The organism is Yeosuana marina (genome assembly GCF_011762485.1).
GTDB lineage: Bacteria > Bacteroidota > Bacteroidia > Flavobacteriales > Flavobacteriaceae > Yeosuana > Yeosuana marina.
The window spans coordinates 63,861-89,502 of record NZ_JAAKGI010000039.1; the positions used below are offsets into that span (position 1 = coordinate 63,861).

Genomic DNA, 25,642 nt, shown 5'->3' on the forward strand with positions numbered 1-25,642 from the left:
CTATGACAAATAATATTCTTATAGAAGATCAGTACAAAAGAACAAGTTTATTTGAAAAAGAAAATGTGAATTATCTGGTTCGTGTTTTAAAAAGATTTAATACAGTACCAAAAATAAATAACATAAATATTATTACGTCTACTAGTGTTCCAGATGTATTTAAAATTGTGCCAAATAAATCGATTATAATTGGTTCACTATTTTTAAACGAACCTGTTTTAGCTTTAGTTTATTTAAGATATGGTATTGAATGGCAACTTTGGTATAAAGCCTTGAGTGATGAAAAAGATGACACCGTTTTATGCGATATAGCTGCACTTGAAGTCACTCGAATATTTTATAAATTATTACCTAAAGATGATAGAGAAAAACTAAAAGACCTTGATTATTTTTTAATTAATTTGATTAAAAACGATAAGGATTTGGATACTGAATCGTTATTAAAACATGAAGAGTTACAAGCTTTTCATGGATTAAATAGTGCAAACAAAGTATTTCAAGAATCATGGAAACCTATTGTTGAAAATCTAGCAAAACCAACTGAATATTTATTAATGTCTGGTGGCGATCTTAGATTGAATATAGATGAAATTGATTTGTTAAATAAATATGGATGCAGACCATTTCCAAGACCCGATGCATTTACTTTTGCCTCATCGACAGCAACAAGTGTGTCAAATTTTGCTTTTGATAAAACAGATAAAGTTAGAAGCATATTAATTAAGAATAGCTTGAAAAATGGTTTCAAAAAGGCTACTATTGAGTTTTCTGAATTGCTAAAAAATAACCTTAAAAAAATATTTAAGCTAAATGATGAATGCGAAATAATTTTTTCACCATCGGGTACAGATTCTTCCCTTCAAATAGCAGCTATTACTCAAATTATTTCTGACAAGGATATAACACATATTTTAGTAGCTTCTGATGAAACTGGTAGTGGTGTGCCTTCAGCATTAAAAGGATGTCATTTTGAAAATACAACAGCGCTCAATTACCCAGTTAAAAAAGGAGATAAGATTGAAGGGTTTAGAGATATCGATTTGATTAAAATTCCTTTTAGAGATGAAAATGGACAATTAAAATCATCTTTACAACTAGATAACGAAGTGTTTAATGCTATTTCAAAAACTAACGAACTAGGACGGCATGTTGTATTGCACATTATGGATCAATCAAAATTAGGCTATCAATCACCTAGTGAAAAAACCATAGAAAATTTAAATTCTCTAGAAAATCTGTCTATGCAAATAATTGTCGATGGTTCGCAACTTAGATTAGATCCTAAAGAAATACAAAATTATTTAAATAAAGGATATATTGTTACCATAACAGGAAGTAAATACTTTACAGGTCCTCCTTATTCAGGAGCATTAATTCTGCCTAAAAATGTGAGTCAATTAATCCATTCTGTAAAAAATAAGTTACCTGAAGGACTAACCAAATATTACAATCATTCAGATTGGCCAAAGTCGTGGTGCTGTTCTAATGATTTATCCGATGGATACAATTATGGCTCCTACATGCGTTGGAATGCTGCTATAGTTGAAATGGATAGGTATTACAAAACACCAATTCTATATAGAAATATGGGTATTGAGATGTTTTGCAATTTTGTTGAAGATTCTATACATGAAGCCGCTTTTTTAGAACCTATTTATGGTGATGAAACAAAAACCAATAGTTATAATAGTAAAGAATTTGGAATAAGAAATATCCGTACAATATTTCCTTTTTTTATTCTTAAAGACAATAAAGTTTTATCTGTTGATCATGTAAAAAAACTCTATGTTTTGTTAAATTCAGACTTATCCAATCATTTTGAAGATTCACCTTTAGAAATTATTAGACTTGCTGCTCAAAAATGTCATATAGGACAAGCCGTTAATGTAAAATATGGGAATGATTTTCAAAGTGCTGTTTTAAGAATTAGTTTGGGTGCACGTGTTATCTCAGAAAGTTGGATTAACAGAGATATAAGTATTTATTTTAGAAATATAGAAACACAAATGAATCAAATTACGGTCATTATAAAGAAAATAGATTTGATACTAAATCATCCTGAATTGTTGAACGAATAGAAGACAATAACAAGAGCATTGATAAAAGACTTTTCTTTATTTAAGAAAGGTCTTTTTTGTTGGAAGAGTGTCTCACTATTAAATCCGCATTTAAAATTATTTTGTTTAATGTTTGTGAAGTCGACTTCTTTTTAACATGGGCTAAAAAGGTTTTTGCAGCTTGTTTTCCAATTTCAGAACTGTGTTGGTCAATACTGGTAATTGTTGGAGTTACCATATCTGTAAAGGGTTCATTTCCAAAACCAACTAAGGCTATATCTTTAGGGATGTTAATATGTTGTTCGTTAAGCACTTGTAATGCTCCTAGAGCAGCATAATCGCCGGCAACATAAACTGCATCAGGCCTGTTTTTTAAAGCTAATAACTGTGTCATTTTTAATCTACCATCTTCAATAGTTAGATTACTTTCTATTAAAAGCTCATTATCTAAAGGTAAGTTGTGTTTTTTTAAAGCATCAATATAGCCTCTAATTCTGTTGTTAAAAATACGAGTGCGCTTGTATCCCCCAATATGAGCAATTCTTTTACACCCTTGTTCTACAAGATGTTCAACAATCATGTGGCTACTATCATAATCATTAATACCTATATAATCTACATTTAAATCATTTTCTCCACGATCGAATAAAATTAAAGGAATACCCTTAGATTTAATTTTTTCATAATAGTCTAAATTAACAGTTTCATTTGCCATAGAGGCAATAATACCATCAACTTGAGTAAATAATAAGGTGTCTATATTGTCACATTCTTTTTTGTAAGATTCATTAGATTGAGTTATTATTATATGATAACCTTCTTTGTTTAAAACAGCTTCAATATTTTCAATAACAGAAGAAAAAAAGTTACTATTTGTTCTTGGAACAATAACACCAACCAAGTTACTTTTTCCTTTACGCAAAGCACTAGCTAGATGATTAGGTTGGTAATTAAGGTCTTTTGCAACTTTTTTAACAGCATCCTTTGTTTTTTTGCTAATACGAGAATCATCGTGCAACGCTTTAGACACTGCCGCTGGTGATATATTGAGTGCGCTAGCAATATCTTTTATGGTTGTTTTTTTTTTGGTATTCAAATTTTTTATATATTTGCTTAAACGTTTAAGCAAATATATTGTAATAGTTATTATAATCAAAACAAGACATATAAAATATGTAGTTTTGATTTTATTTTAAAAACTAGGTTAAACGTTTAAGCAATATTGAAATTAACTTTAAATAATAGTACAAAGTATGAGTAGAGTAGTGACATTTGGAGAGATCATGTTAAGGTTAGCTCCACAAGGTTTTTTAAGATTTTCACAAGCTGATAATTTTGATGTCGTTTATGGAGGAGGAGAGTCGAATGTAGCCGTATCCTTAGCAAATTATGGTATATCGGTTGATTTCGTAACGCGATTACCAAAAAATGATATAGGGCAATGTGCCATGATGGAAATGCGCAAACGAGGCGTTAATGTAGATAAAATTGTTTGGGGAGGGGATCGTTTAGGGATTTACTTTTTAGAAACAGGAGCGGTAAGTAGAGGCAGTAAAGTGGTCTATGACAGAGCACATTCAGCCATAGCAGAGATTAAGTCAGGTATGATTGATTGGGATGCCGTTTTTGAAGGTGTTGAGTGGTTTCATTGGACAGGTATTACCCCGGCCATATCACAAGGGGCGGCAGATGTTTGTTTAGAAGCCGTTAAAGCTGCCAGTGCTAAAGGAATTACTATTTCTACAGATTTAAATTATAGAGCTAAACTTTGGCAGTATTGTGATGCAGCACACAGAGAATCAGTTATGACAGAGTTAACATCGTATTGCGATATTATATTAGGAAATGAGGAAGATGCAGAAATGCACTTTGGAATTAAACCAGAGGGTATCAGTGTGCAAACACAAGGGCACGATGTAAAAGCAGAAGCCTTTTTATCCGTATGTCAACAAATGATGGAAAAATTTCCAAGAGCCAAAAAGGTGATTACAACGCTAAGAGGTTCTATTTCAGCATCACATAACACCTGGGCAGGCGTCTTGTATGATGGAACGAAAATGTATGAAACACGTCAGTATCAAATCACTGATATTGTTGACAGAGTAGGTGGAGGTGATAGTTTTATGGGAGGTTTAATCTATGGATTATTAACCTATCCAGAAGATGATCAAAACGCATTAGACTTTGCAGTAGCGGCATCCTGTTTAAAACACACCATCAAAGGAGATGCAAACTTAGTGACAGTAGATGAAGTTAAGAAGCTAATGGGAGGCGATGCTTCAGGTAGAGTAGCAAGATAAAAATTTGATTAATTAGTTTGAGTTTAGTAGTTATAATAACTGGGGCTAGTATTTTGAGTTCTAGCCCTTAGTTTTCATTAAACCAAAAAATAGAAAAATAGAATGGCACAATTTACAAGAATAGAAGTAGCAAACGCTATGAAAGAAACAGGAATGATTCCTTTGTTTTTTCATAATGATATTGAATTAAGTAAGCACATTTTGAAAGCCTGTTATGATGGTGGTGCAAGATTGATGGAATTTACTGCAAGAGGTGATTTCGCTCATGAGGTTTTTGGAGAACTTACTAAATATGCAGTTAAAGAACTTCCAGGAATGATTATGGGAGTAGGCTCTGTAACCGATGCAGCAGCAGCATCGTTATATATGGCATTGGGAGCAAATTTTATAGTGACTCCAGTACTTAGAGAAGACATAGCCATTGTGTGTAACCGACGTAAAGTTTTATGGTCTCCAGGTTGTGGAACCTTGACAGAAATAGCCAAAGCAGAAGAATTAGGATGTGAAATCGTTAAACTTTTTCCAGGTGATATCTATGGTCCACAGTTTGTGAAAGGGATTAAAGGTCCACAACCATGGACGAGTGTAATGCCAACTGGTGGTGTATCTCCAACAGAGGAAAACTTAAAAGGATGGTTTGATGCTGGAGTAACCTGTGTTGGTATGGGATCGCAATTGATTTCAAAAGATATCATAGCCAATAAGGATTATTCAAAACTTAAACAGAAAGTAAAAGAAGCTTTAGAGATTATAAAGACAGTAAGAAAGTAAATTAATCTTTTTCCAAGAGTAAAAGCCGCATCATTTATTTTAAATGATGCGGCTTTAGTTTTATAGTCGTGATTTCTTGCATATACTTCTGATTAAAGAAATATATTTTTTTTGTGTTCTAAATATTATAAAAGAAGTTTACTTATTGTTATCCATAACATAATCTAGCACTTTTGTCATTAAATGTACTCTGTCTACACCTATAACATTGTGAGGATGCATTGGGTAGGTGAAAAAATCAACTTGTTTTTTGCTTTTTATAAAGGCATCAAGTAAAGTCATGGTATGTTGTGGCACAACAGTAGGGTCTACACTTCCAATAATTTCTAGAAGTTTACCATCAAGATTTTGTACATAATTATGAACTTTAGATTTTTCAAATCCTGCTTCATTTTCTTGCCATCTATCCATATAACGTTCGCCATACATAATTTCATACCACTTCCAGTTAGTCACGGGGCCTCCAGCAACGGCAGTTGTAAAAACACCTGGGTGACGCAACATGAGTGAATTAGTCATAAATCCACCATAACTCCAGCCATGAATTGCTAATCTGTTACCATCAACAAATGGTAACGATTTTAAATAATCTACTCCCAATAACTGGTCTTTCATTTCATATTCGCCCACTTGTCTGTGGATAACACTTTCAAAATCAAAACCACGAGACGCCGACCCGTGATTATCTAATGTGAAAATAATATAATCTTTTTCGGCAGCCATCCATTGCATCCATAATCGTGAGCCTCCTAACCAAGAATTTGTGACTAGTTGTGCATGTGGTCCGCCATAAACATATATTAAAACAGGATATTTTTTTGATGCATCAAAATTTGCAGGCTTAATAATTCTTCCGTATAAATTCGTCCCGTTTTCATCTTTAAGAGTAACAAACTCTGTATTCCCTAGTTGATACTCTCTTAACGGATTATCTGCTGAAAAAGCAATGTACTCTTTCTTTTTATTAATGGCTTTTATCTTTGTAATACTAGGGATATTAATACTTGAATATGAGTCAATAAGGTAATTTCCATGAGGGCTTAGAGCCAACCTGTGTGTGCCGTCTTCAGAAGTTAATTCATCTGTTTTCCCATTTTTAAGAGACACTTTAAAGGCTTTGTTTTCACGAGGATCGTTTCCTGTTCCAGAAATTATCACGTGTTTATTACTATCATCAAATCCAATAATGCTTTTAATAACCCATTTGTAGTTTGTTAATTGCTTAATAAAACCCTTGTTTGTATCATATACATATAGATTCATATAGCCATCGCGCTCGCTTAGCCACAAAAATTCTGAATTACTTTTTGGTAAGAAAACAGCCGTATGTTCTGGTTCTACCCATTTATCATTTTTTTCTTCAAATATTGTTTTGACTTTTTTACCAGTAGATACATCATACATGTTAAACCACATGTGATTTTGGTCGCGATTAAGTTCAGCTAAAAACACGAAGGCATTATCAGGCGACCATGATAGGTTAGTAAGATAATGCTCATCAGAAGTATCGATATCCAGATAAATAACTTTTTGTGCATTTAAATTGTAGATGCCAACTTTAGGAATCTCACTATCCATACCATTCATAGGATATTTTATATTATCTAAAGAGGCAGGAGTAGTTGTTATATCTACTAATGGGTAGTTAGTAACCTTGGTTTCATCTTTTTGATAGAAAGCTAAAGATGCTCCGTTTGGACTCCAAAAAGTGCCTTTTGTAATTCCAAATTCTGAGCGGGCAATAGCTTGTCCAGAAACAATGTTTTTATCTTGATAGTTGGTAATAGCTATTTTAGGATTACTGGTGGTTGCCAGAAATAAATTATTTTCGATGGTATATGCAACAGCCTGTGCATCATCATTAAAATCAGTGTTTTTAGATTCAGTAGGATATTCAATTGTTTTTGAAATAGCTTTGTTTTTATAATTATAACTTACAATTTTATTGTTATGATTAAAAGTCACTTCTTCTGGAGTAATCTTTAAAAAAGTATTTGGAAGTCTTTTTAAATCAGGTAACACGTTTTGAAGTTCATGCATTTGAAGCACTGGCATTTTTTTTCCAGAAACAAAACTTGATTCAACAAATAAAGTATCATTTTCATTATAAGCAAAGGAGTCTGTATTAGAAACCCATTGCATATTCAATTGTTTTGGATAAAGCCCTTTATAATAACCTAAAACAGCATTTTCTAATGTTAAATGTTTAGATTGTTGAGCGGTTAAAATGGATGTAAATAAAAATAAAAATACGATTATTAATTTTTTCATGATAAGGTTTAAATTATACTCAAATTTAAGAAATTCGTTGCTCATTTTCGATTGAAAGTAAGATTGAATTTAAAAAATAAAACCCGCTTAATATGGCGGGTTTTATTTTTTTGATATTAAACAGTTTCTGCTACTCTCCTAAAAACGGATATCTGTAATCTGTTGGTGTTACAAAGGTTTCTTTAATTAATCTTGTTGAGACCCAACGCATTAAATTTTGAGCACTACCTGCCTTATCATTCGTTCCTGATGATCTTGCTCCACCAAAAGGTTGTTGGCCAACGACGGCTCCAGTAGGTTTGTCATTTATATAAAAGTTGCCTGCACTATTTTGAAGCGCAGTAGTAGCTTTAGTGATAGCGGTTCTGTCTGTTGCTAAAATAGCTCCTGTTAAGGCATATTCACTGGTTTCGTCTACAAGTTTTAAAGTTTCAGAGTAAGTATCATCCTCATAGATGTAGATAGTTATTATAGGTCCAAACAACTCGGTGTACATAGTCTTGTATTGTGGATTTGTAGTCACTATCACCGTTGGTTCAATAAAATAGCCTTTACTCTTATCATAACCACCACCTACAATAATTTCAGCATCACTGTCAGCTTTTGCCTGATCGATGTATTTAGCTAATTTATCAAAAGAGCCTTCATGAATCACAGCAGTAATAAAGTTACTCATGTCTTCGGGAGATCCCATTTTAAAAGACTTAACATCTTCAATCACATATTTTTTAACATCACTCCACAGACTTTTTGGAATATACGCTCTTGAAGCAGCACTACATTTTTGTCCTTGAAACTCAAAAGCACCCCTAACAATGGCTGTTGCAACCTGTTTTGGATTCGCTGTTTTGTGGGCAACTATAAAATCTTTACCACCAGTTTCTCCAACAATTCTTGGATAGGTTTTGTAATTGTGTATGTTCATGCCTATTTGTTTCCATAATTCTTTAAAAACAAATGTAGAACCTGTAAAGTGTAAACCAGAAAAATCTGGACTTGATAATACTGTTTCTGTTATCATAACTGGATCGCCAAAAACGACATTAATAACCCCTGCAGGTACGCCAGCTTCTTTAAACACATCCATAATTACTTTAGCAGAATATACTTGACTATCACTTGGTTTCCAAATGACAACGTTGCCCATTAATGCCATACAAGCAGGTAAGTTTCCTGCGATGGCAGTAAAGTTAAACGGTGTAACGGCATATGTAAAACCTTCAAGAGGTCTGTACTCAACTCGGTTCCATGCATCATTCGTGCTTTCTGGTTGTTCCATGTAAATATCAGCCATGTATTGCACATTAAAGCGCAAGAAGTCAATCAATTCGCATGCGGCATCAATTTCAGCTTGATAAATATTTTTTGATTGCGCTATCATAGTAGCTGCATTTATTTTGTCTCTATAAGGACCAGCAATCAATTCAGCAGCTTTTAAAAAGATAGCCGCTCGTTGTTCCCATGGTAATTGTGACCAGCTTTTTCTTGCTTCTAAAGCGGTTGCTATAGCCTCTTCAACATGACTTTTGTCAGCTAAATGGTAGGTACCAACTTCATGTTTGTGGTCATGTGGAGGCGACATGGTTCTGGTATTTCCGGTTACAACATCTCTACCATTAATATATAAAGGAACATCTATCTTGCTATTGTACATACTTTTGTATGCTTTAAGAACAGCATCACGTTCTGGTGATCCTGGAGCATATCCTTTAACAGGTTCGTTTACCGCAATTGGTACATTAAAAAATCCTTTTCCCATGTCTTAGTTTTTTATTAAAAATTGAATTGTAAAATTACAAATTTTTTAACGATCCTTAAAGCGGACTCGTATTAAATACGCGTTAAAATTTGTTTATTTTTTGTAAGTTGGCATGTTGTTTACAGACTATGTTTTTATGTGTACAGTTACAATTATTCCAAAGGGAGATAAAGATTTTGTTTTGACGTCAAATCGTGATGAAGCACCAAGCAGAATAGCACTTGCTCCAGATTTCTATACTATAGAGCACTCAAAACTATTATATCCTAAAGATAAGCGTTCTGGAGGCACATGGATAGGTTTAAGTGATAAGAATAGATTGGTTTGTTTGCTTAACGGCGGTTTTGAATTGCATCAGCGCAAAGAAACCTACAGATTAAGTAGAGGTGTTGTAGTTAAAGATTTTTTGATTTCCGGTACCATTACAACGGTCATGCAGTCCTATAATTTAGAAGATATTGAACCTTTTACAATGGTAATTGTAGATTGGAATTCTGAATTAAAATTTTATGAATTGATTTGGGATGGTAGTGAAAAGTATATTTCAAAACTACCCTTAGAACCAAAACTATGGTCGTCTTCAACATTGTACAGTCAGCCTATGAAGATTGAACGTAAAGCGTGGTTTGAGAGCTATAAAAAAGACCATGAGTTAAATGCCAAATCGTTAATGCAATTTCATAAAACAGCTGGAAAAAATAATGATGAGTATGGTGTTATTATGAATAGAGGTTTTGTTAAAACAATGAGTATTACCCAAGTTGAAAAAACTGGAGAAGATATTAAAATGACATATGAAAATTTATCAACCAACATAGTAACTACAAAACAGTTTAAAACACCTCAAATTATTAATGAATAATACAGGAATCATTCTTACTTTGGCATATCCAGAGACCATTGTTATGGTTTCCAAGGAATGGTTTTCTCCTTTTTTGAGGTTTTTTGGTATTGGAAAAAAGAATTATGTTAAGGCCGGACATGCAGGTTTAGTATTGATAAATAAAAAGACAGGAGTTTTAGAATACCATGATTTTGGAAGATACATTACACCAGAACCTTTTGGAAGAGTTAGAGGTGGTGATACCGATAACGAACTAAAATTTCCTTTGAAAGCAGATATTGTAGAAGGAACTATTATTAACTTAAATGAAATTTTACAATTTCTGGCAACTCATCCTAAACTAACACATGGTGATGGTAAGCTGGTAGCCTCAGTTTGTAGCTCTATAAACTATGAAAAGGCTAGAGCACATATCACCATGATGCAGGAAAAAAATTTTATAAGATATGCCGCATTTATTAAAGGGGCTTGTAATTGTGCTCGTTTTGTAACCGATGCTTTAATTGCTTCTGTCACAGATGTTGCAATCAAAAATAAGCTAATTAAATCTAAATGGTTTACACCAAGTACGGTTGGTAATGTCCTTTTGTCTAGTACTGAAAAACAAATTTTAGAGGTGTCTGAAACAGGTATTATTTCAGAATTTAAAGGAACTCAAATGAGCGAAAATAAGCGTTGTTTTTTAGATACTCTTAAGCATCATAAACCAATTTCAATAGGAACATTACAACCTAAACCAGTAGATAATTTACACACAAAAGCACAATGGTTATCTGGTATTGCGGCTGGAGCTTGGTTTGAATTGCAACATATTGGACATCATATAGAATATCAATTTAAAAGAATTTCACCCCATGGGAATATTGATGTTCACGATGTTTTTATTCTAGAAGACGAAGGTTTTAATTATCATGAGCACTTTGAATTTATACATTATTCCAATTGCAGCTTTTTTCATATAGAGCAAGCCGGAAAACGCTATAAATTTTATAGAAAAAATTCAGCTAATTAATAGCAAAAGTGGCGCTTAATTTAAAAGTAGGGATAATCACTTTAAAGCTTTTGGTAGTGGTAAGGTTTATCATATCATAATGACCTTCCATAGCTCCAAAAGGCGATGTTAATAAGCAGCCAGACGAATATGTGTGTGATTCACCAGGTTTTAAAACAGGCTTTCTACCAATAACACCTTCGCCAGAAACTGTTTCAATATTATTTAAGGCATCGTATATTTCCCAGTGGCGCGCATTAAGCTGAACAGAGTCTTTACTTTGGTTCTCAATAGTTACTGTGTATCCAAAAGCGTAGTGTATTTTATAATTTTTATAAAACGAGCCTTCGAAGGTAGTATCTACCGAAATTTTTATGCCTCTTGTTACTTGTTGAACCATGGTATCTATTGATATACAATGTATTTAAGATGCAAAAATAAGGTTTTTTTTTAACTCAATTTAATAATACTAGATTATTCCGATTAATTGGAGATATTTATCGAGGATCCCTGACCAAAACCAATTATTCTATCATATCGCTTGCCTAAATCACGATAATAAGCAATTACTTTATAGTTGTTCTCTGTTTGATAAAAATTGCCACTTACTGCGCCTTCGTTAAGAGTTCCGTCTTTTTCAACGACTACATATTTATAATTATAGAATCCTTGTTTTAATAAGAGTGCGCATTTGTAAACATTGTCGTAATCGTCATAGGTCATTTTATTGCTATCACTTAAAGCATAATTGTTGTAATTACCATAAACATAAATAGACTTTCCTTTAAAGGTAGGTTCTGGAAGCAAAGAAAAATGAACCCAAACATAATCAGCTTCAATATCAGGATTATCAGCATCGATATTTGTAACCAAAAAGTTACCATTAATGTCGGGATTATAGGTGTAAGGGCGATTGGCTCTTGAATAATTTGTAAATAAATAATTATGATATAAGTCTTTTAAGTCTATATATTGTATGCCTGTATTTGCAGCTCTTATATCTTTATTTTCGAAGAATAAGTACTCATTTCCAGCCCAAAAACTCGATTCAGAATCATACCTATAGATTAGTTGATTGCCAATAGTGTATTGAGGAATTAAGTTGGATATTGCAGTGTTTAAATTGTTATTTTGAACTACCAATAGTTTCACATTTTGTTTTGGATTATTAAAATGAGAACTTTTTGGTGTAACCGTAATGTCTACTTTTTGTTTCGATTGGATGAAAGAAATATCTCGGGTTCGCTTGATGCTGACTCCAATAGTGGACATATCTTCATAAATCATAAATTTTCTTGAAAAAACGAGTTCATTGTCATTATTGAAAATATTAATCATATAATTTCCAGAAACTTTTAGGCGTTTTGTTTGCTCATTCGGAATAGTAAGTTTGTAGTGTGAATAGATTTGATAGGTGTTAAAAGAGTTTTCGTATGTTCTGATACGTTGATTGTCAATACCGTCAAGATACTCCGATTTCATTAGCTCAGATGGGGTCCAATCAAAATTAAAATAGTCAATGGTATAATAATAATCGTCTTCATTACCATTTAAAGCATCAAACTCTAAATCTATGTAATCACCAAGTTTTAAAACAGGGAGTTGACTTTCGGGAGTATTGCTTTTAAAACCAATTGTTTTTATGTAATTGGGTGGATTTATTTCTTTAACTTGGCTATAAATTAAGCTTGAAATAAAGATTAATAGAAGTGTAAAAATAAATTTAATGTGCATTTTATGCGCTTTTTTTGTAAATATAATCAATTTTTATACCCAAAAATGAACTTATAGAAATGGGAGTAAATTTCTATGTTAATATTATGAAATCTGTATTATTAATTTGTAAATTTGCACCGTTTTTAGACAACTAATCTCAATAAATAAAATATGTCAAACGACATTCGTATCAAAAAAGGTCTAGACATTAAACTTAAAGGTGAAGCGGAAAAAACCACGGAAAAGGCCATTTTCAGCAACTTTTACACGTTAAGACCAGAAGATTTTCACGGCGTTATACCTAAACTAATTTCTAGAGTTGGAACAAAATTAAAAGCAGGCGAACCTGTATTTTATGACAAGTCCAATGAAGACGTAAAATTTGTTTCTCCAGTTTCTGGTGAAATTATAGAGATTGAGCGAGGCGAAAAACGCAAGATATTATCTATTAAAATTCAAGCTGATAAAACAGAGTCTTATCTGGAGCATGATATTTTAAATTTGGAAAAAGCTAATCCAGAAGATGTAAAAACACTTCTTTTAGCCTCTGGATGCTGGCCTTTTATAAAACAACGCCCATATGACGTTATAGCCAAGCCTGATAAGGAACCAAAGGCAATTTTTATTTCAGCGCATGCATCTGCGCCTTTAGTGGCTAATTTAAACTATACGCTACAAGGTAAAGAAAAGGAATTGCAAGCAGCTGTAACAGCTTTAGGTAAATTAACTAAAGGTAAAGTTCATGTATCTGTAGGGAAACATGGTAAGTCGCCAATGGAAGGTTTGTCGGGGATTACCTTGCATAAAGTGTCTGGTCCACATCCGTCAGGAAACGTGGGTACACAAATCAACAAAATAGATCCTATTAACAAAGGAGAGATTGTTTGGACTGTAAGTCCGCAGGATCTTGTTATTATGGGAGAGTTATTGTTAACAGGTAAGTTTAACGCAGAACGACTTGTTGCTTTGGTGGGTTCTTCTGTAGAAAAACCAAGATATTTTGTCACTAAATTAGGTTGTGAATTAGCTACTATGATTTATGATCACGGTATCAAAAAAGACGCACATGTTAGGATTATTTCTGGAAATATTTTATCTGGTAAGACAGTAAAACCAGATGGCTATTTAGATTATTACAGTAATACAATTACAGTAATACCTGAAGGCGATGATTACGAACTTTTTGGTTGGACAACCCCAGTTTTTAACAAAGTTTCAACGACTAGAGCTTTAACTTTTTCATGGTTGTTTCCAAACAAAAAATACGATTTAAATACCAATACAAACGGAGAACACAGAGCGTTTGTAGTAACAGGTAATTACGAAGAGGTTTTCCCATTGGATATCTATCCTATGCAAATATTAAAATCTTGTATGTACCAAGATTTGGACGAAATGGAAGCTTTAGGAATGTATGAAGTTGCACCTGAAGATTTTGCTTTAACCGAGTTTGTTTGTGTTTCAAAGCAACCACATCAAGATATTATTAGAAAAGGATTAGACTTAATGCTTAAAGAAATAGGATAATGAGTTTAAAAAATAACTTAGATAAATTAAAACAAAAGTATAAAGGCACCAAAATGGCTACGGCTTTTGGTGCGTTTCATACGTTTTTATATACGCCAAATGATACTACCCATAACGGGACTCATATAAAAGCAGCGGATGATTTAAAGCGAACCATGAACACGGTTATTTTAGCTTTAATCCCATGTTTAATATTTGGGATGTTCAATGCAGGTTATCAACACTATTTGGCGGCAGGAGATATTGATGCTGCAACAGGTGGGTTTTTTAGTAGCCAATTCTGGACGCTTGATAATTTTTCACTAGGCTTTTGGAAAATAATTCCATTAGTTATTGTGTCGTATGGAGTTGGTTTAGGAATAGAGTTTTTATTCGCAACTATTAAAAACCACGAAGTAGAAGAAGGATACTTAGTAACAGGTATGCTTGTGCCACTTATTGTGCCAGTTGATATTCCTTTATGGATGCTGGCAGTTGCCGTAGCATTTGGAGTTGTTATTGGTAAAGAAGTCTTTGGAGGAACAGGAATGAATATATTAAATCCTGCTTTAACCATAAGAGCCTTTTTGTTTTTTGCTTATCCAACATGGATGAGTGGCGATAAGGTTTGGGTTCAAGGAGCTGTTGAAAGTATAGGTAAAGTTGATGCAATTTCAGGCGAAACTATGTTAGGAAGTTTAGCTCAAGGCAGACATTTAGGGTATTCGGTTTGGGATATGTTCTATGGTTTCATACCTGGTTCAATTGGAGAAACATCGACCTTGTTGATTATTTTAGGTGGATTGTTCTTAATTTTTACAAAAATTGGAAGTTGGAGAATTATGTTGTCTTCTGTAGTTGGAGCATTAATCATGGGACTCATTTTTAATTACCTTGTTGATGTAAATGTTATTTCAGAAGGTAGCAAGTTTTATGGATTAATGAGTACTCCTTTTTGGGAACACTTAATAATTGGAGGATTTGCTTTTGGTACAGTATATATGGCGACAGATCCTGTTACTGCATCGCAAACCAATAAAGGAAAGTGGATTTATGGCTTTTTTGTTGGTTTCCTTTCTATCTTAATTCGGGTATTCAATCCAGCTTATCCAGAAGGTGTAATGTTAGCAATATTGTTAATGAATGTTTTTGCACCAACCATTGATCATTACGTGGTTAAAGGGAATATAAAACAGAGACTAAAGCGTTTAAAAGTTAAAACTGCTTAATGATGGAAAATAGAACAGATAAAAATTCTTATACAATATTATTTGCCATAGGTATGGTATTGGTTGTTGGTGCCTTGTTAGCTTATGCATCTGAAGCCTTGAAACCAAAAATTACTGAAAATAAACGCCTGGAAATACAACAGAACATATTATATGCTATGGGTGTTAATGATAATGAAGATGGAAGTGTAAACTTTATTCCAACTAACAAAGTGGCTAGTGTGTTTTCAAAATATATCAAAAAGCAATTAGTTATAGAAGGCGATAAGGTTATTGAAGATGATAATGCCTATTTGATTGATTTGAAAAAAGAAGAAGCAAAGGCTGCAGATCCAAATTACACAAGAAGATTGCCATTATTTGTAGGAGAGAAAGACGGACAAACATTCTATATTATACCTATGAGAGGAAAAGGATTATGGGATGCTATTTGGGGCTATATGGCTGTTGATAAAAACTTAATTGTAGATGGTGTGTATTTTGATCATAAAGGAGAAACGCCTGGATTAGGAGCCAATATCAATCAGCGATTTTTTATGGACGATTTCAAAGGGGAAGAAATTATGAACGGAAATTCTTTTGTAGGAATAGACGTTACAAAAGGTAATAACGATCCTAAAAACGATGATAAAGACGACCATGAAATAGACGCGTTGGCTGGAGCTACAATAACGAGTAATGGAGTAACCGCAATGATTAAAAAAGGAGTAGGTATGTATATTCCTTATCTTAAAACATTAAAGAATTAGAATATGGGACTTTTATCAAAAAAAGACAGTAAATTAATATTAGATCCATTAGCAGATAACAACCCAATTACCATTCAAGTGTTGGGAATTTGTTCTGCCTTGGCAATTACAGCTGAGCTAAAAGCGTCTATCGTAATGGGGCTTTCGGTTATGGCAGTATTAGCTATTGGTAATGTGGTTATCTCATTAATGAGAAACATCATTCCTTCAAAAATCAGAATTATTGTTCAATTAGTAGTTGTAGCTGCACTTGTAATTATAGTTGACTTAGTTTTAAAGGCGTATTCGTATCAGTTAAGTAAAACCTTATCCGTTTTTGTAGGGTTAATTATTACAAACTGTATTATTATGGGACGTTTTGAAGCGTTTGCTTTGGCAAATGGGCCTTGGCGATCATTCCTTGACGGAATAGGAAATGCTGCTGGTTATGCTTTAATATTAGTAATCGTTGGTTTTTTTAGAGAGTTATTAGGCTCAGGAACCTTGTTAGGATTTAAAGTATTAGGAGATCCTATTGAAAAAACAGGATTATATGCTTTAGGTTATGAGAATAACGGATTTATGTTATTATCGCCAATGGCGTTGATAGTTGTAGGAATCATTATTTGGGTGCAACGCAGCAGAAATAAAGCATTAATTGAAGATCATTAAAAATTAGTAACCACCAGTTGACAGATTCATTATACTAGTAATGATTACTGAAAACTAAATACTGAATACTAGAAAAAATGGAATATTTAGAATTATTTTTAAAATCAATATTTATAGATAACATGGTGTTTGCCACATTCTTAGGGATGTGTTCTTTCCTTGCTGTATCTAAAAAAGTGTCAACTGCTGTTGGTCTTGGAGCTGCTGTTATCTTTGTAATGCTAATTACAGTGCCTTTAAACTGGTTGTTAGATCATTACTTATTACAACCTGGTGCTTTATCATGGTTAGGAGAAGGATATGCTGATTATGATTTGAGTTTCTTATCATTTATCATGTTTATCGCTACAATAGCTACTATGGTGCAATTAGTTGAAATTGTAGTTGAAAAATTTTCACCTTCGTTATATAATTCATTGGGTATATTTTTGCCACTTATTGCAGTTAACTGTGCTATTTTGGGAGGGTCATTGTTTATGCAATCGCGAGAGATTCCTACGTTAGGTTTAGCAACTGTTTATGGTATAGGGTCAGGGATAGGATGGTTTTTAGCTATTCTTTCTATTGCTGCTATTCGTGAGAAAATTAGATATTCAAATGTACCTGCTCCACTAAGAGGTTTAGGAATCACATTTATTATTACTGGGTTAATGGCTATTGGGTTTATGAGTTTTGGAGGTATGTTAACTGGAGGTGATGAAAAGCCTAAAGAAGAACAAAAAACTGCCATGCAAATAGAAGAATCTAACACAGCAACACCTAGCGGTATTGAGAGTTCAGATAAGAATGCAAAAGAAAAAGTGTTAGCTAACAACTTAAAAGTAAATGAGTAACATGATTTTAGCCGTAAGTACATTAGGAACCATAGTAGCAACAGTAGCTACTTTTTTAATCATTACATTGTTATTGGTTATTTTACTATTGGTTGTAAAACAAAAATTATCACCATCTGGTCCTGTTAAAATAACAATTAATGGTGAAAAAGAAATCGAAGTAGCCTCAGGCGGATCGTTGTTATCAACCTTAGGGAATAAAAAAATATTTTTGCCATCAGCATGTGGTGGTGGTGGAACATGTATTCAATGTGAATGTCATGTATTATCCGGTGGTGGTGAAGCGCTGCCTACAGAAACTCCTCATTTTACAAGAAAAGAATTGCAACATGGAGCTCGTTTAGCATGCCAGGTTAAAGTAAAACAAGACATGAATATCACCATTCCCGAGGAAGTGTTTGGTATAAAAAAATGGGAAGCGACGGTTGTTAGAAACTATAATGTAGCATCTTTTATTAAAGAGTTTGTTGTTGAAATTCCCGAGGATATGAATTATAAGGCTGGTGGCTATATTCAAATTGAAATTCCAGAATGTGAAGTTAAGTATTCTGATATTGATATTACAGCACATCCAGAAGAACACGAAACACCAGATAAATTTCAAGATGAGTGGGATAAATTTAAATTATGGCCATTAGTAATGAAGAATAACGAAACGGTTGAGCGTGCATATTCTATGGCTTCTTATCCAGCTGAAGGTAGAGAAATTATGTTGAATGTACGTATTGCAACACCTCCTTTTGATCGAGCAAAAGGTGGTTGGATGGATGTAAATCCAGGGATAGCATCGTCTTATATTTTCTCAAGAAAAAAAGGAGATAAAGTAACTATTTCTGGTCCTTACGGTGAATTCTTTATTAATGAGTCAGATGCAGAAATGTTATATGTTGGTGGTGGAGCAGGTATGGCACCAATGCGTTCGCACTTATATCATTTGTTCAAAACTTTGAAGACAGGTAGAAAAGTAACCTATTGGTATGGTGGACGTTCTAAGCGTGAATTGTTTTACTTAGAACATTTCCGTGAATTGGAAAAAGAGTTTTCAAACTTTAAATTCTACTTAGCCTTGTCAGAGCCATTGCCAGAAGATAACTGGAAAGTAAAAGAAAATATTGATGCTCCAGGAGATGGTTTTGTTGGATTTATACATAATTGTGTAATTGATAATTATTTAAATCATCATGAAACACCAGAAGACATCGAATTGTACTTCTGTGGTCCTCCGTTAATGAACCAAGCCGTTCAAAAAATGGGCGAAGATTTTGGGATTCCAGATGAAAATATTCGTTTTGACGATTTTGGTGGATAATCAAAATATAAGTAATAAAAAAAGCCAACTTTTAAAGTTGGCTTTTTTTATAGTTTCAAATAATAGCTTTTACTTTATTCAGGCTACAGCTACCAATTCCTTTTTCTGCTCTTCGTATTCAAACAATTTTGTGTAATCCTCTAAAGCATCGGGGATGTTGTCAAGCTCACAAAGAAACTTTACTACAGCACACAAGCCATAAAATAAAACCTCTTTATCGGTCGGGTTTTCTGGTTTTTTGTTTTTATGATGAAGCGGTAACGTATAACCACAAGCTTTTAAAAAAGTAGCTTCAATTTTCAATAATTCGAGCGGAGAATAGCCATTAAACTTGCGTCCAATACTTTGGTGTACGTTTCCAATATAATTTAATTCGACAGAACCATGATGGTCTGAAAGGTGTTTCCAGCTATCAGTATTATCCAAGATATTGCCAACAGCACATTGATTGCAGCATTCAGGATGTAATTGGTTTTCGTGAAATGCGACATATAGCTTTTTTAATGCCGCGTCTATTCTATTTGCATTTCTCATGACTTAGAATTTTTATTTCTAAGATATTAAAAATATTTAACTTTTTAAAAGTAGAAATACTTATCCTATTTTTCCTAATAGATGTTTTTTTATGTTTTATTCAATGAAAACAAATTATTTCACCATTCCTGGTGGATATTTTTTCATGATTTCTGCAACAAATTCTTTAATACGCTCTTCTTTTTTATCTATGTTTCTTGATAGGTAACCAGTTCCCATTCCTTGCCAAACAAGTTCTTTTTTATTAGCGTCAATAAGATCGATGTATAAAGTACCTTCGGTAGATGTAGAAACATTAGGCTGATTCCAACCCCAGCCCCAGCCTGGTCCAAATCCTCCCCAGCCTGGTCCAAATCCTCCCCAGCCCCAGCCGCCATAACCCCAATAGTTGTTATAGACGTCTACACGTTGATTTGATTTTGTAAAAAGACTTACTAATAAATCTGGTTTATCAGATTTAGTATATCCTTTTGCTAATAATTCAGATTCAATTGCGCGAAGGATTCTTCGTTTATCTAAGTCGCTTATTTCTGCCTTATCTATACCTGTTTTAAAGAAGGCAAACGTTTTGTAGTCGTTAAAGTTTGCATTTCTGTCATAATCAGCTGCAACTCTCACAGAGGTGCAGGATGTTACCACTAATAGTATCACTAAAAGGGGTGCTAAATTTAAGAGTCTTTTCATTTTCATTTTTTTTAATAGTTATAACTAATTTAAGAAATTATAGTTTAATATTCCTCTAAGTCGGATTCTAAATATGTCACTTTCTTTAAGGTTGAAAAATAATATTAAATCAATGCTTTATGCTATTTTAAGCATCAAGAATCATACCAAATAACAGGTTATTTAGCCTTGTAATATATTACTCTTAATTAAGTTATAAAAACTAGGTTTGTCTTTAATTAGTCAATAATTTTTTCCTTTTTTAACATTGTAACCATAAGGGCAATGCCTACAATTACTTTCGCAACAATAGCCACGTTTTAAGTGGTATTGTTCAGTAAAACAACGATAACCTTCGGGCGTTAGGTAATAATCACCTTCTTCAATGGGGATAATTTTCTTCATAGATAAACAAAGATAGTGTAATTTGGATTGATTTTTGAGTGCTTATTGCTATGATTATATGTTATAAATATGCAGTTCCAAAGGGATATATTGGTTTAACTATATTTCCTTTTATATTCTTAAAGCACAAAAAATTTAGGAAGAATAACGCACTGATAAATCATGAACGTATTCATTTGAAACAGCAGTTAGAACTTTTTATTTTGCCCTTCTTTATTTGGTATGGAATTGAATTTTTAATTCGATTGCTTTATTATAAAAAATGGAATATGGCGTATAGTAATATATCTTTTGAGCGAGAAGCATATCATAATGAATCTAACTTAAACTACTTGAATGAAAAAGGATTTTGGAAATTTTTAAAGTATCTTCGCAACTATGATTTTCAAGCTAAATAGAAGTATTAACCAGACTATTAGTTTACCTAAGAAATACGGTGTTGAGTTGCTTTTAAAGCGAGAAGATGAGATTCACCCATTTATTTCTGGTAATAAATACAGAAAGTTAAAATATAATATTGAAGAAGCTAGAAAATTAAATTATAAAACCTTGTTAACCTTTGGAGGCGCCTATTCCAATCATATTGCAGCAGCAGCATTTGCAGGCAAAGAATTTGGATTTAAAACTATTGGAATCATAAGAGGCGATGAATTGCGAGATAAGATTAATGAAAATCCTACGTTATCATTTGCAGAGGCTTGTGGGATGCAATTTAAGTTTGTATCAAGAGAGTTATTTAGAACAAAACATACAAAAGAATTTATTGAAAAATTAAAGGAAGAGTTTGGTGATTTTTATTTGTTGCCAGAAGGCGGAACGAATGTCTTAGCTATTAGAGGATGTGAAGAAATATTAACTGATGAGGATGCTTCTGTTGATTATGTATGTTGTGCTATAGGAACAGGTGGTACCATTTCCGGACTTATAAATAGTTCGCAACCTGATCAACAAGTATTAGGATTTCCTGCTTTAAAAGGTTCTTTTTTAAAAGAAGATATTAGTAAATTTGTAAGCAAGCAAAATTGGAGTCTTATTACAGAGTATCATTTTGGAGGTTATGCAAAAATAAATACAGAATTGATTGATTTTATAAATCAGTTTAAACAAGAAAATAACATTCAGTTAGACCCGGTATATACAGGAAAGATGATGTTTGGTATTTTTGATTTATTAGAAAAAGGTTATTTTTCCAAAGGATCAAAAATTTTAGCGATCCATACAGGAGGCTTGCAGGGAATAGCCGGAATGAACAATATTTTAAAACAAAAAAAATTACCAATAATTGAATAGAATAATTAAAAGAATAGTCCTGATATTGTTTTTGAGCAGTTTGGTTTTTAACTGCGGATCAAGAAAATCAACAGCTAGAAAACGTCATTCTAAGACAGAACATGTTGTAATTGGTCAAAAACCAATAGAGTCACCAAGCATAACTAAAGGAAAGTCTAATACAATAGAACCTGCAAAGATTACGTCAACAGAGCAATACCTTGCTACGTATAGTGCTATAGCACAGCAAGAAATGCGATTATATAAAATACCGGCCAGTATAACATTAGCGCAAGGTATATTAGAGTCTAATTCAGGCAGAGGACGACTTTCGGTTGAAGCTAATAATCATTTTGGAATAAAATGTCATGATTGGACAGGAGCAAAAGTGTATCATGATGATGACACTGCTCAAGAATGTTTTAGAAAATATAATGATGCTAAATATTCGTATAGAGACCATTCGTTGTTTTTAACTACACGGAAACGTTATGCAAACTTATTTAAGTTAGATATTGACGATTATAAAGGTTGGGCTAGAGAATTAAAAGCAGCAGGCTATGCGACTGATAGAAAATATCCAGATAAATTGATAACATTGATTCAGCGGTATGAATTATATAAACTTGATGATGAAGTTCTAGATCATAAAAATAAAAACGATACAAATGTGTCAGCAGTCGTTGAAAATAATGATGCCACCGATGAGACAGAGATAATTTCTCCTGAAAAGAATACCACGGTTAATGTAATCAAGTCACCAGAAAAGCGAGACACAGCGGATTCAATGATTGTTTCCTCAAATGAACAAGGACCTAGTCAAGTATCTACTAGTAATTCCTACACTGTAGAACAAGGAGATACTCTGTTTTCAATTGCGAAAAAATATAATATTTCAATAGAGAAACTACAAGAGTTAAATGGTTTAACGAATACAGAAATTAGTATTGGTCAAAAATTGCTAGTAAAATCTTATGATGGTTCAGGTCGTAATTCTAGTCAGGAATTGCAAAAGAAAGTTGAAGTAGCAACTAATACTTATATCGTTGAACAAGGAGACACCTTATACTCCATTTCAAAAAAGTATAACATATCTTTAGATGACCTTCAAGAGTTAAATGGTTTAACCGATAACACCATTAGCCTTGGTCAAGAGCTGCGTATAAAGTCTTTAGATGAACAAGAACAATAATAGTCAAGAACTGAAAGATAATGCTGATGTTGCAGTAAACAACACTTACATAGTAGAACAAGGAGATACGTTATATTCTATTTCAAAAAAGTATCATACTACGGTAGAAGCATTACAAGCGCTTAATAATTTAAACGACACGACTGTTAGCATTGGACAGGAATTGATAATAAAATAATTAAAAATATACGATTAGAATGATTTATAAAAGAAGTAGTGCCTTGTTTGCACAAGCAGAAAAAGTTATTCCAGGAGGTGTTAATTCGCCAGTAAGAGCTTTTAAAGCTGTGGGCGGAACACCAATTTTTGTAAAAGAAGCAAAAGGAGCATATTTATATGATGAAGACGGCAACAGACTTATTGATTATATAAATTCTTGGGGACCTATGATTCTTGGTCATGCCTATGAGCCAGTAGTAAATGCCGTTGTTGAAAGAGCCAAAAAAGGAACTTCTTTTGGAATGCCAACAGAGATAGAAACTCAAATTGCTGAACTAGCCGTTTCCATGGTTCCGGGTATCGATAAAATTCGTTTTGTAAATTCAGGAACCGAGGCTTGTATGAGTGCCGTAAGGTTAGCCAGAGGGTTTTCAGGTAAAGATAAAATCATCAAGTTTGCAGGTTGCTATCACGGACATAGTGATTCGTTTTTAATACAAGCAGGTAGTGGTGCCACTACGTTTGGAACACCTAATAGTCCCGGAGTTACAGCAGGAACTGCTAAAGACACCTTGCTTGCAACCTATAACGACATTGACAATGTTAAAGAACTTGTTGAAGCTAATAAAGGAGAAATTGCTTGTATTATAATTGAACCCGTAGCGGGTAACATGGGATGTATTCCGCCAAAGGACGGTTTTTTGCAAGCTTTAAGAACGCTTTGTGATACACATGGTATTTTACTAATTTTTGATGAGGTTATGACCGGTTTTAGATTGGCCAAAGGAGGTGCTCAAGAACTTTTTAACATTAATGCTGATATTGTTTGCTTTGGGAAAGTTATTGGAGGCGGATTGCCCGTTGGAGCATTTGCAGCCAGAGAGGAAATAATGAATCATTTAGCGCCACTAGGACCTGTGTATCAAGCTGGAACTTTAAGTGGAAATCCATTAGCTATGGCAGCTGGCTTAGCTATGTTGGAAGCTTTGAATACAGATTCAGAAATTTTTACAAGATTGGCAGAGAAAACCGAATATCTTCATAAAGGATTTGCCAAAGTTTTAGACGACAATAATATTGCGCATACCATAAATAGAGTAGGGTCTATGATTTCGATTCATTTTGCAAAAGATGAGGTTGTAGATTTTAAAACATCAGCGAATGGTAATAATGAAACGTTTAAAAAATTCTTTCATGGCATGCTTAATGAGGGCATTTATATCGCGCCTAGTGCTTTTGAAACATGGTTTATTACAGATGCGTTGACTTACTCAGACTTAGATGAAACTATCGCTGCTGTAAACAAAGTAGCTATGACCTTATAAATAAAAACGCATTCCCAAAATTTGGAAATGCGTTTTACAATCAATCTAAAATCAATCAACTAACTAAACTAAACTATTTTTTATTATTTTTTTGTTTTCCTTTCATGCCGTTTTGCATGGCCATTTTTTTGTGTCTTCCTTCCATTTTTTCTTGAGATTGTTCCCATTTGGCATATTGGTCGGCGTTTAAAATATCTTTCATTTTTGCTTTCATGGCAATTTTATGATCAAGTACCTCATTCATCATTTTTAAACGTTCTTCTTTTGAAGGTTTTTCCATATTCCCACTTTCTCTTTGGGCTTTACGAGCTTCCATTCTGGCTTTTCTTTCAGTGGCATTTTGTAAGTTCAATTGCTGAACAGCACGTTGTTGAGATTCATTCAAATCTAAATGTAAAGTCATTTTTTTTGTTTGCAGCGTTGCTATTTCTTCTGGAGTCATATCACTAAATTGTTCCGCTCTATTTCCGCGTTCTTTATTAGGACGTTGATTCGCATTTTGCGAAGTTGCTTGAATAGCTATAAATGCTACTGCTATAAATACTAATTTTTTCATTTTGAATATTATTTAAAGTTGTAAGTAGGACATGTATATTTTAAAAAGGTTTAAATGAGATAGTTGTTTTAACTAAATATTATGATATGAAGGAGATTGAATAAGGTGAATTGGTTTTTATCAAAACAGTTCTATTTAAGAACATAACTAGACAAAAGGTCTTAAAAATTTAACATAATAGAATGCATATCTTAAAGAAGATATAAAGTTTTAAATTTTGGTGTTAAACATTTCTAAATGGCATTAATTGTTTCGAGATTTTGTTGTCTATTTGTACAAGAAATTAATTGATAAATCATCATGACGTTATTTATAAAAAGTTTTTTAGGAGCAATTAAAGAGGTTATTGTAACAACTATTTTTTTTGATTTATCACATTTTAATTCTGTTTATGGAAGACCTATTGTACTTCCGTTAAAAATAAATGTAGATACAGCAGAACACTATAGTTCAATTAAAAGATAAGTAAAATTTTTTTCATAAGTTAGTTTAGTTAGTTTAGTTTGAAAAAGCCAGTGATGTTAAATTGCTGGCTTTTTCATTTGGTTAATCG

General features: G+C 33.0%; 25 protein-coding genes. 16 read left to right on the forward strand and 9 right to left on the reverse strand.

From position 1 onward, the window contains the following. Nucleotides 1-2: 2 nt before the first annotated feature. On the forward strand, nt 3-2,078 hold the full coding sequence (locus G5V56_RS17180) for a hypothetical protein (protein ID WP_166967429.1): 2,076 nt from the start codon (nt 3-5) through the stop codon (nt 2,076-2,078). Between the two features lie 40 nt (nt 2,079-2,118). Here G5V56_RS17180 and G5V56_RS17185 read toward each other — a convergent pair whose 3' ends face one another. Beyond that, nucleotides 2,119-3,153, reverse strand: coding sequence for a LacI family DNA-binding transcriptional regulator (locus G5V56_RS17185; protein ID WP_166967431.1), 1,035 nt, complete (start codon nt 3,151-3,153; stop codon nt 2,119-2,121). Nucleotides 3,154-3,310: 157 nt separating this feature from the next. Here G5V56_RS17185 and G5V56_RS17190 point away from each other — a divergent pair, with 157 nt between their 5' ends. Beyond that, nucleotides 3,311-4,357: a sugar kinase gene (locus tag G5V56_RS17190; protein WP_166967433.1), complete on the forward strand. Its 1,047-nt coding sequence runs from the start codon at nt 3,311-3,313 to the stop codon at nt 4,355-4,357. Nucleotides 4,358-4,459: 102 nt separating this feature from the next. Continuing rightward, the gene (locus tag G5V56_RS17195; protein WP_166967435.1) at nt 4,460-5,128 is read left to right on the forward strand and encodes a bifunctional 4-hydroxy-2-oxoglutarate aldolase/2-dehydro-3-deoxy-phosphogluconate aldolase; all 669 of its coding nucleotides are present in this window, start codon (nt 4,460-4,462) and stop codon (nt 5,126-5,128) included. Between the two features lie 138 nt (nt 5,129-5,266). Here the strand turns inward: G5V56_RS17195 and G5V56_RS17200 are convergent, their stop codons facing one another. Further along, complete coding sequence (locus G5V56_RS17200; protein ID WP_166967437.1) at nt 5,267-7,399, reverse strand: S9 family peptidase; 2,133 nt, start codon at nt 7,397-7,399, stop codon at nt 5,267-5,269. 130 nt (nt 7,400-7,529) lie between these two features. Further along, entirely contained in the window at nt 7,530-9,158 is a 1,629-nt protein-coding gene (gene pruA / locus G5V56_RS17205; RefSeq protein WP_166967439.1) for an L-glutamate gamma-semialdehyde dehydrogenase, read from the reverse strand. A 136-nt stretch (nt 9,159-9,294) separates the two neighbouring features. On the opposite strand from pruA, the gene G5V56_RS17210 reads away from it, so the two are divergent. Beyond that, nucleotides 9,295-10,020 (forward strand): NRDE family protein, encoded by a 726-nt coding sequence (locus G5V56_RS17210; protein WP_166967441.1) that lies wholly within the window; start codon nt 9,295-9,297, stop codon nt 10,018-10,020. Next, nucleotides 10,013-11,014 (forward strand): DUF6695 family protein, encoded by a 1,002-nt coding sequence (locus G5V56_RS17215; RefSeq protein WP_166967444.1) that lies wholly within the window; start codon nt 10,013-10,015, stop codon nt 11,012-11,014. Before G5V56_RS17210 ends, G5V56_RS17215 begins: the two co-directional genes overlap by 8 nt. Here the strand turns inward: G5V56_RS17215 and apaG are convergent. Further along, nucleotides 11,007-11,393 carry a Co2+/Mg2+ efflux protein ApaG gene (apaG, locus tag G5V56_RS17220; RefSeq protein WP_166967446.1) on the reverse strand — a complete coding sequence of 129 codons (387 nt, stop codon included), beginning with the start codon at nt 11,391-11,393 and terminating at the stop codon, nt 11,007-11,009. The genes G5V56_RS17215 and apaG overlap by 8 nt on opposite strands. 83 nt (nt 11,394-11,476) lie before the next feature. Continuing rightward, a complete protein-coding gene (locus tag G5V56_RS17225; protein WP_166967448.1) occupies nt 11,477-12,727 on the reverse strand; it encodes a type IX secretion system plug protein in 1,251 nt (416 codons plus the stop codon). A gap of 153 nt (nt 12,728-12,880) precedes the next feature. Here G5V56_RS17225 and G5V56_RS17230 point away from each other — a divergent pair, with 153 nt between their 5' ends. The 6 genes from G5V56_RS17230 to nqrF all read left to right on the forward strand — a co-directional run bounded on the left by G5V56_RS17230 (nt 12,881) and on the right by nqrF (nt 18,986). Further along, nucleotides 12,881-14,236, forward strand: coding sequence for a Na(+)-translocating NADH-quinone reductase subunit A (locus tag G5V56_RS17230; protein ID WP_166967450.1), 1,356 nt, complete (start codon nt 12,881-12,883; stop codon nt 14,234-14,236). After that, nucleotides 14,236-15,444: an NADH:ubiquinone reductase (Na(+)-transporting) subunit B gene (locus G5V56_RS17235; RefSeq protein ID WP_166967452.1), complete on the forward strand. Its 1,209-nt coding sequence runs from the start codon at nt 14,236-14,238 to the stop codon at nt 15,442-15,444. Before G5V56_RS17230 ends, G5V56_RS17235 begins: the two co-directional genes overlap by 1 nt. Before the next feature lie 2 nt (nt 15,445-15,446). Next, nucleotides 15,447-16,193 (forward strand): Na(+)-translocating NADH-quinone reductase subunit C, encoded by a 747-nt coding sequence (locus G5V56_RS17240; protein WP_166967454.1) that lies wholly within the window; start codon nt 15,447-15,449, stop codon nt 16,191-16,193. Nucleotides 16,194-16,196: 3 nt separating this feature from the next. After that, a complete protein-coding gene (locus G5V56_RS17245) occupies nt 16,197-16,844 on the forward strand; it encodes an NADH:ubiquinone reductase (Na(+)-transporting) subunit D (protein ID WP_166967456.1) in 648 nt (215 codons plus the stop codon). Between the two features lie 77 nt (nt 16,845-16,921). Further along, complete coding sequence (nqrE, locus tag G5V56_RS17250) at nt 16,922-17,677, forward strand: NADH:ubiquinone reductase (Na(+)-transporting) subunit E (protein ID WP_166967458.1); 756 nt, start codon at nt 16,922-16,924, stop codon at nt 17,675-17,677. Between the two features lies 1 nt (nt 17,678). Then, nucleotides 17,679-18,986 (forward strand): NADH:ubiquinone reductase (Na(+)-transporting) subunit F, encoded by a 1,308-nt coding sequence (nqrF, locus tag G5V56_RS17255; protein WP_166967552.1) that lies wholly within the window; start codon nt 17,679-17,681, stop codon nt 18,984-18,986. Between the two features lie 78 nt (nt 18,987-19,064). On the opposite strand, the gene G5V56_RS17260 is transcribed toward nqrF, so the two are convergent. From G5V56_RS17260 to G5V56_RS17270, 3 genes are all read right to left on the reverse strand, one after another. Next, entirely contained in the window at nt 19,065-19,520 is a 456-nt protein-coding gene (locus G5V56_RS17260; RefSeq protein ID WP_166967460.1) for a Na(+)-translocating NADH-quinone reductase subunit F, read from the reverse strand. A gap of 114 nt (nt 19,521-19,634) precedes the next feature. Next, nucleotides 19,635-20,204, reverse strand: a complete 570-nt coding sequence (locus tag G5V56_RS17265) for a DUF4136 domain-containing protein (RefSeq protein WP_166967462.1) — start codon at nt 20,202-20,204, stop codon at nt 19,635-19,637. Nucleotides 20,205-20,426: 222 nt separating this feature from the next. Then, entirely contained in the window at nt 20,427-20,588 is a 162-nt protein-coding gene (locus G5V56_RS17270; RefSeq protein ID WP_166967464.1) for a DUF5522 domain-containing protein, read from the reverse strand. Between the two features lie 378 nt (nt 20,589-20,966). On the opposite strand from G5V56_RS17270, the gene G5V56_RS17275 reads away from it, so the two are divergent. From G5V56_RS17275 to hemL, 4 genes are read left to right on the forward strand one after another with little or no spacing between them, the layout of a single operon-like run. Further along, nucleotides 20,967-21,878: a 1-aminocyclopropane-1-carboxylate deaminase/D-cysteine desulfhydrase gene (locus G5V56_RS17275; protein ID WP_166967466.1), complete on the forward strand. Its 912-nt coding sequence runs from the start codon at nt 20,967-20,969 to the stop codon at nt 21,876-21,878. Further along, complete coding sequence (locus G5V56_RS17280) at nt 21,871-23,049, forward strand: glucosaminidase domain-containing protein (protein ID WP_455433276.1); 1,179 nt, start codon at nt 21,871-21,873, stop codon at nt 23,047-23,049. The genes G5V56_RS17275 and G5V56_RS17280 overlap by 8 nt, the downstream gene beginning before the upstream one ends. Further along, nucleotides 23,033-23,227, forward strand: coding sequence for a LysM peptidoglycan-binding domain-containing protein (locus G5V56_RS17290; protein WP_166967468.1), 195 nt, complete (start codon nt 23,033-23,035; stop codon nt 23,225-23,227). Before G5V56_RS17280 ends, G5V56_RS17290 begins: the two co-directional genes overlap by 17 nt. 19 nt (nt 23,228-23,246) lie before the next feature. Beyond that, a complete protein-coding gene (gene hemL / locus G5V56_RS17295; protein ID WP_166967470.1) occupies nt 23,247-24,533 on the forward strand; it encodes a glutamate-1-semialdehyde 2,1-aminomutase in 1,287 nt (428 codons plus the stop codon). 73 nt (nt 24,534-24,606) lie between these two features. Here hemL and G5V56_RS17300 read toward each other — a convergent pair whose 3' ends face one another. Then, nucleotides 24,607-25,089, reverse strand: a complete 483-nt coding sequence (locus G5V56_RS17300) for a DUF4890 domain-containing protein (RefSeq protein WP_166967472.1) — start codon at nt 25,087-25,089, stop codon at nt 24,607-24,609. Between the two features lie 300 nt (nt 25,090-25,389). On the opposite strand from G5V56_RS17300, the gene G5V56_RS17305 reads away from it, so the two are divergent. Continuing rightward, nucleotides 25,390-25,554: a hypothetical protein gene (locus G5V56_RS17305; RefSeq protein WP_166967474.1), complete on the forward strand. Its 165-nt coding sequence runs from the start codon at nt 25,390-25,392 to the stop codon at nt 25,552-25,554. Nucleotides 25,555-25,642: the final 88 nt, after the last annotated feature.

Excerpts from the sequence above, each read along its gene's own strand:
- G5V56_RS17245 (WP_166967456.1), top strand. The coding sequence starts at position 16,197 with ATGGGACTTTTATCAAAAAAAGACAGTAAATTAATATTAGATCCATTA.
- nqrE (WP_166967458.1), top strand. The coding sequence starts at position 16,922 with ATGGAATATTTAGAATTATTTTTAAAATCAATATTTATAGATAACATG.
- apaG (WP_166967446.1), bottom strand. The coding sequence starts at position 11,393 with ATGGTTCAACAAGTAACAAGAGGCATAAAAATTTCGGTAGATACTACC.
- G5V56_RS17300 (WP_166967472.1), bottom strand. The coding sequence starts at position 25,089 with ATGAAAAAATTAGTATTTATAGCAGTAGCATTTATAGCTATTCAAGCA.
- G5V56_RS17275 (WP_166967466.1), top strand. The coding sequence starts at position 20,967 with ATGATTTTCAAGCTAAATAGAAGTATTAACCAGACTATTAGTTTACCT.
- G5V56_RS17265 (WP_166967462.1), bottom strand. The coding sequence starts at position 20,204 with ATGAAAAGACTCTTAAATTTAGCACCCCTTTTAGTGATACTATTAGTG.
- pruA (WP_166967439.1), bottom strand. The coding sequence starts at position 9,158 with ATGGGAAAAGGATTTTTTAATGTACCAATTGCGGTAAACGAACCTGTT.
- G5V56_RS17290 (WP_166967468.1), top strand. The coding sequence starts at position 23,033 with ATGAACAAGAACAATAATAGTCAAGAACTGAAAGATAATGCTGATGTT.
- G5V56_RS17210 (WP_166967441.1), top strand. The coding sequence starts at position 9,295 with ATGTGTACAGTTACAATTATTCCAAAGGGAGATAAAGATTTTGTTTTG.
- G5V56_RS17230 (WP_166967450.1), top strand. The coding sequence starts at position 12,881 with ATGTCAAACGACATTCGTATCAAAAAAGGTCTAGACATTAAACTTAAA.
- G5V56_RS17215 (WP_166967444.1), top strand. The coding sequence starts at position 10,013 with ATGAATAATACAGGAATCATTCTTACTTTGGCATATCCAGAGACCATT.
- G5V56_RS17260 (WP_166967460.1), bottom strand. The coding sequence starts at position 19,520 with ATGAGAAATGCAAATAGAATAGACGCGGCATTAAAAAAGCTATATGTC.
- nqrF (WP_166967552.1), top strand. The coding sequence starts at position 17,679 with ATGATTTTAGCCGTAAGTACATTAGGAACCATAGTAGCAACAGTAGCT.
- G5V56_RS17240 (WP_166967454.1), top strand. The coding sequence starts at position 15,447 with ATGGAAAATAGAACAGATAAAAATTCTTATACAATATTATTTGCCATA.
- G5V56_RS17180 (WP_166967429.1), top strand. The coding sequence starts at position 3 with ATGACAAATAATATTCTTATAGAAGATCAGTACAAAAGAACAAGTTTA.
- G5V56_RS17190 (WP_166967433.1), top strand. The coding sequence starts at position 3,311 with ATGAGTAGAGTAGTGACATTTGGAGAGATCATGTTAAGGTTAGCTCCA.
- G5V56_RS17225 (WP_166967448.1), bottom strand. The coding sequence starts at position 12,727 with ATGCACATTAAATTTATTTTTACACTTCTATTAATCTTTATTTCAAGC.
- G5V56_RS17195 (WP_166967435.1), top strand. The coding sequence starts at position 4,460 with ATGGCACAATTTACAAGAATAGAAGTAGCAAACGCTATGAAAGAAACA.
- G5V56_RS17200 (WP_166967437.1), bottom strand. The coding sequence starts at position 7,399 with ATGAAAAAATTAATAATCGTATTTTTATTTTTATTTACATCCATTTTA.
- G5V56_RS17270 (WP_166967464.1), bottom strand. The coding sequence starts at position 20,588 with ATGAAGAAAATTATCCCCATTGAAGAAGGTGATTATTACCTAACGCCC.
- G5V56_RS17235 (WP_166967452.1), top strand. The coding sequence starts at position 14,236 with ATGAGTTTAAAAAATAACTTAGATAAATTAAAACAAAAGTATAAAGGC.
- hemL (WP_166967470.1), top strand. The coding sequence starts at position 23,247 with ATGATTTATAAAAGAAGTAGTGCCTTGTTTGCACAAGCAGAAAAAGTT.
- G5V56_RS17305 (WP_166967474.1), top strand. The coding sequence starts at position 25,390 with ATGACGTTATTTATAAAAAGTTTTTTAGGAGCAATTAAAGAGGTTATT.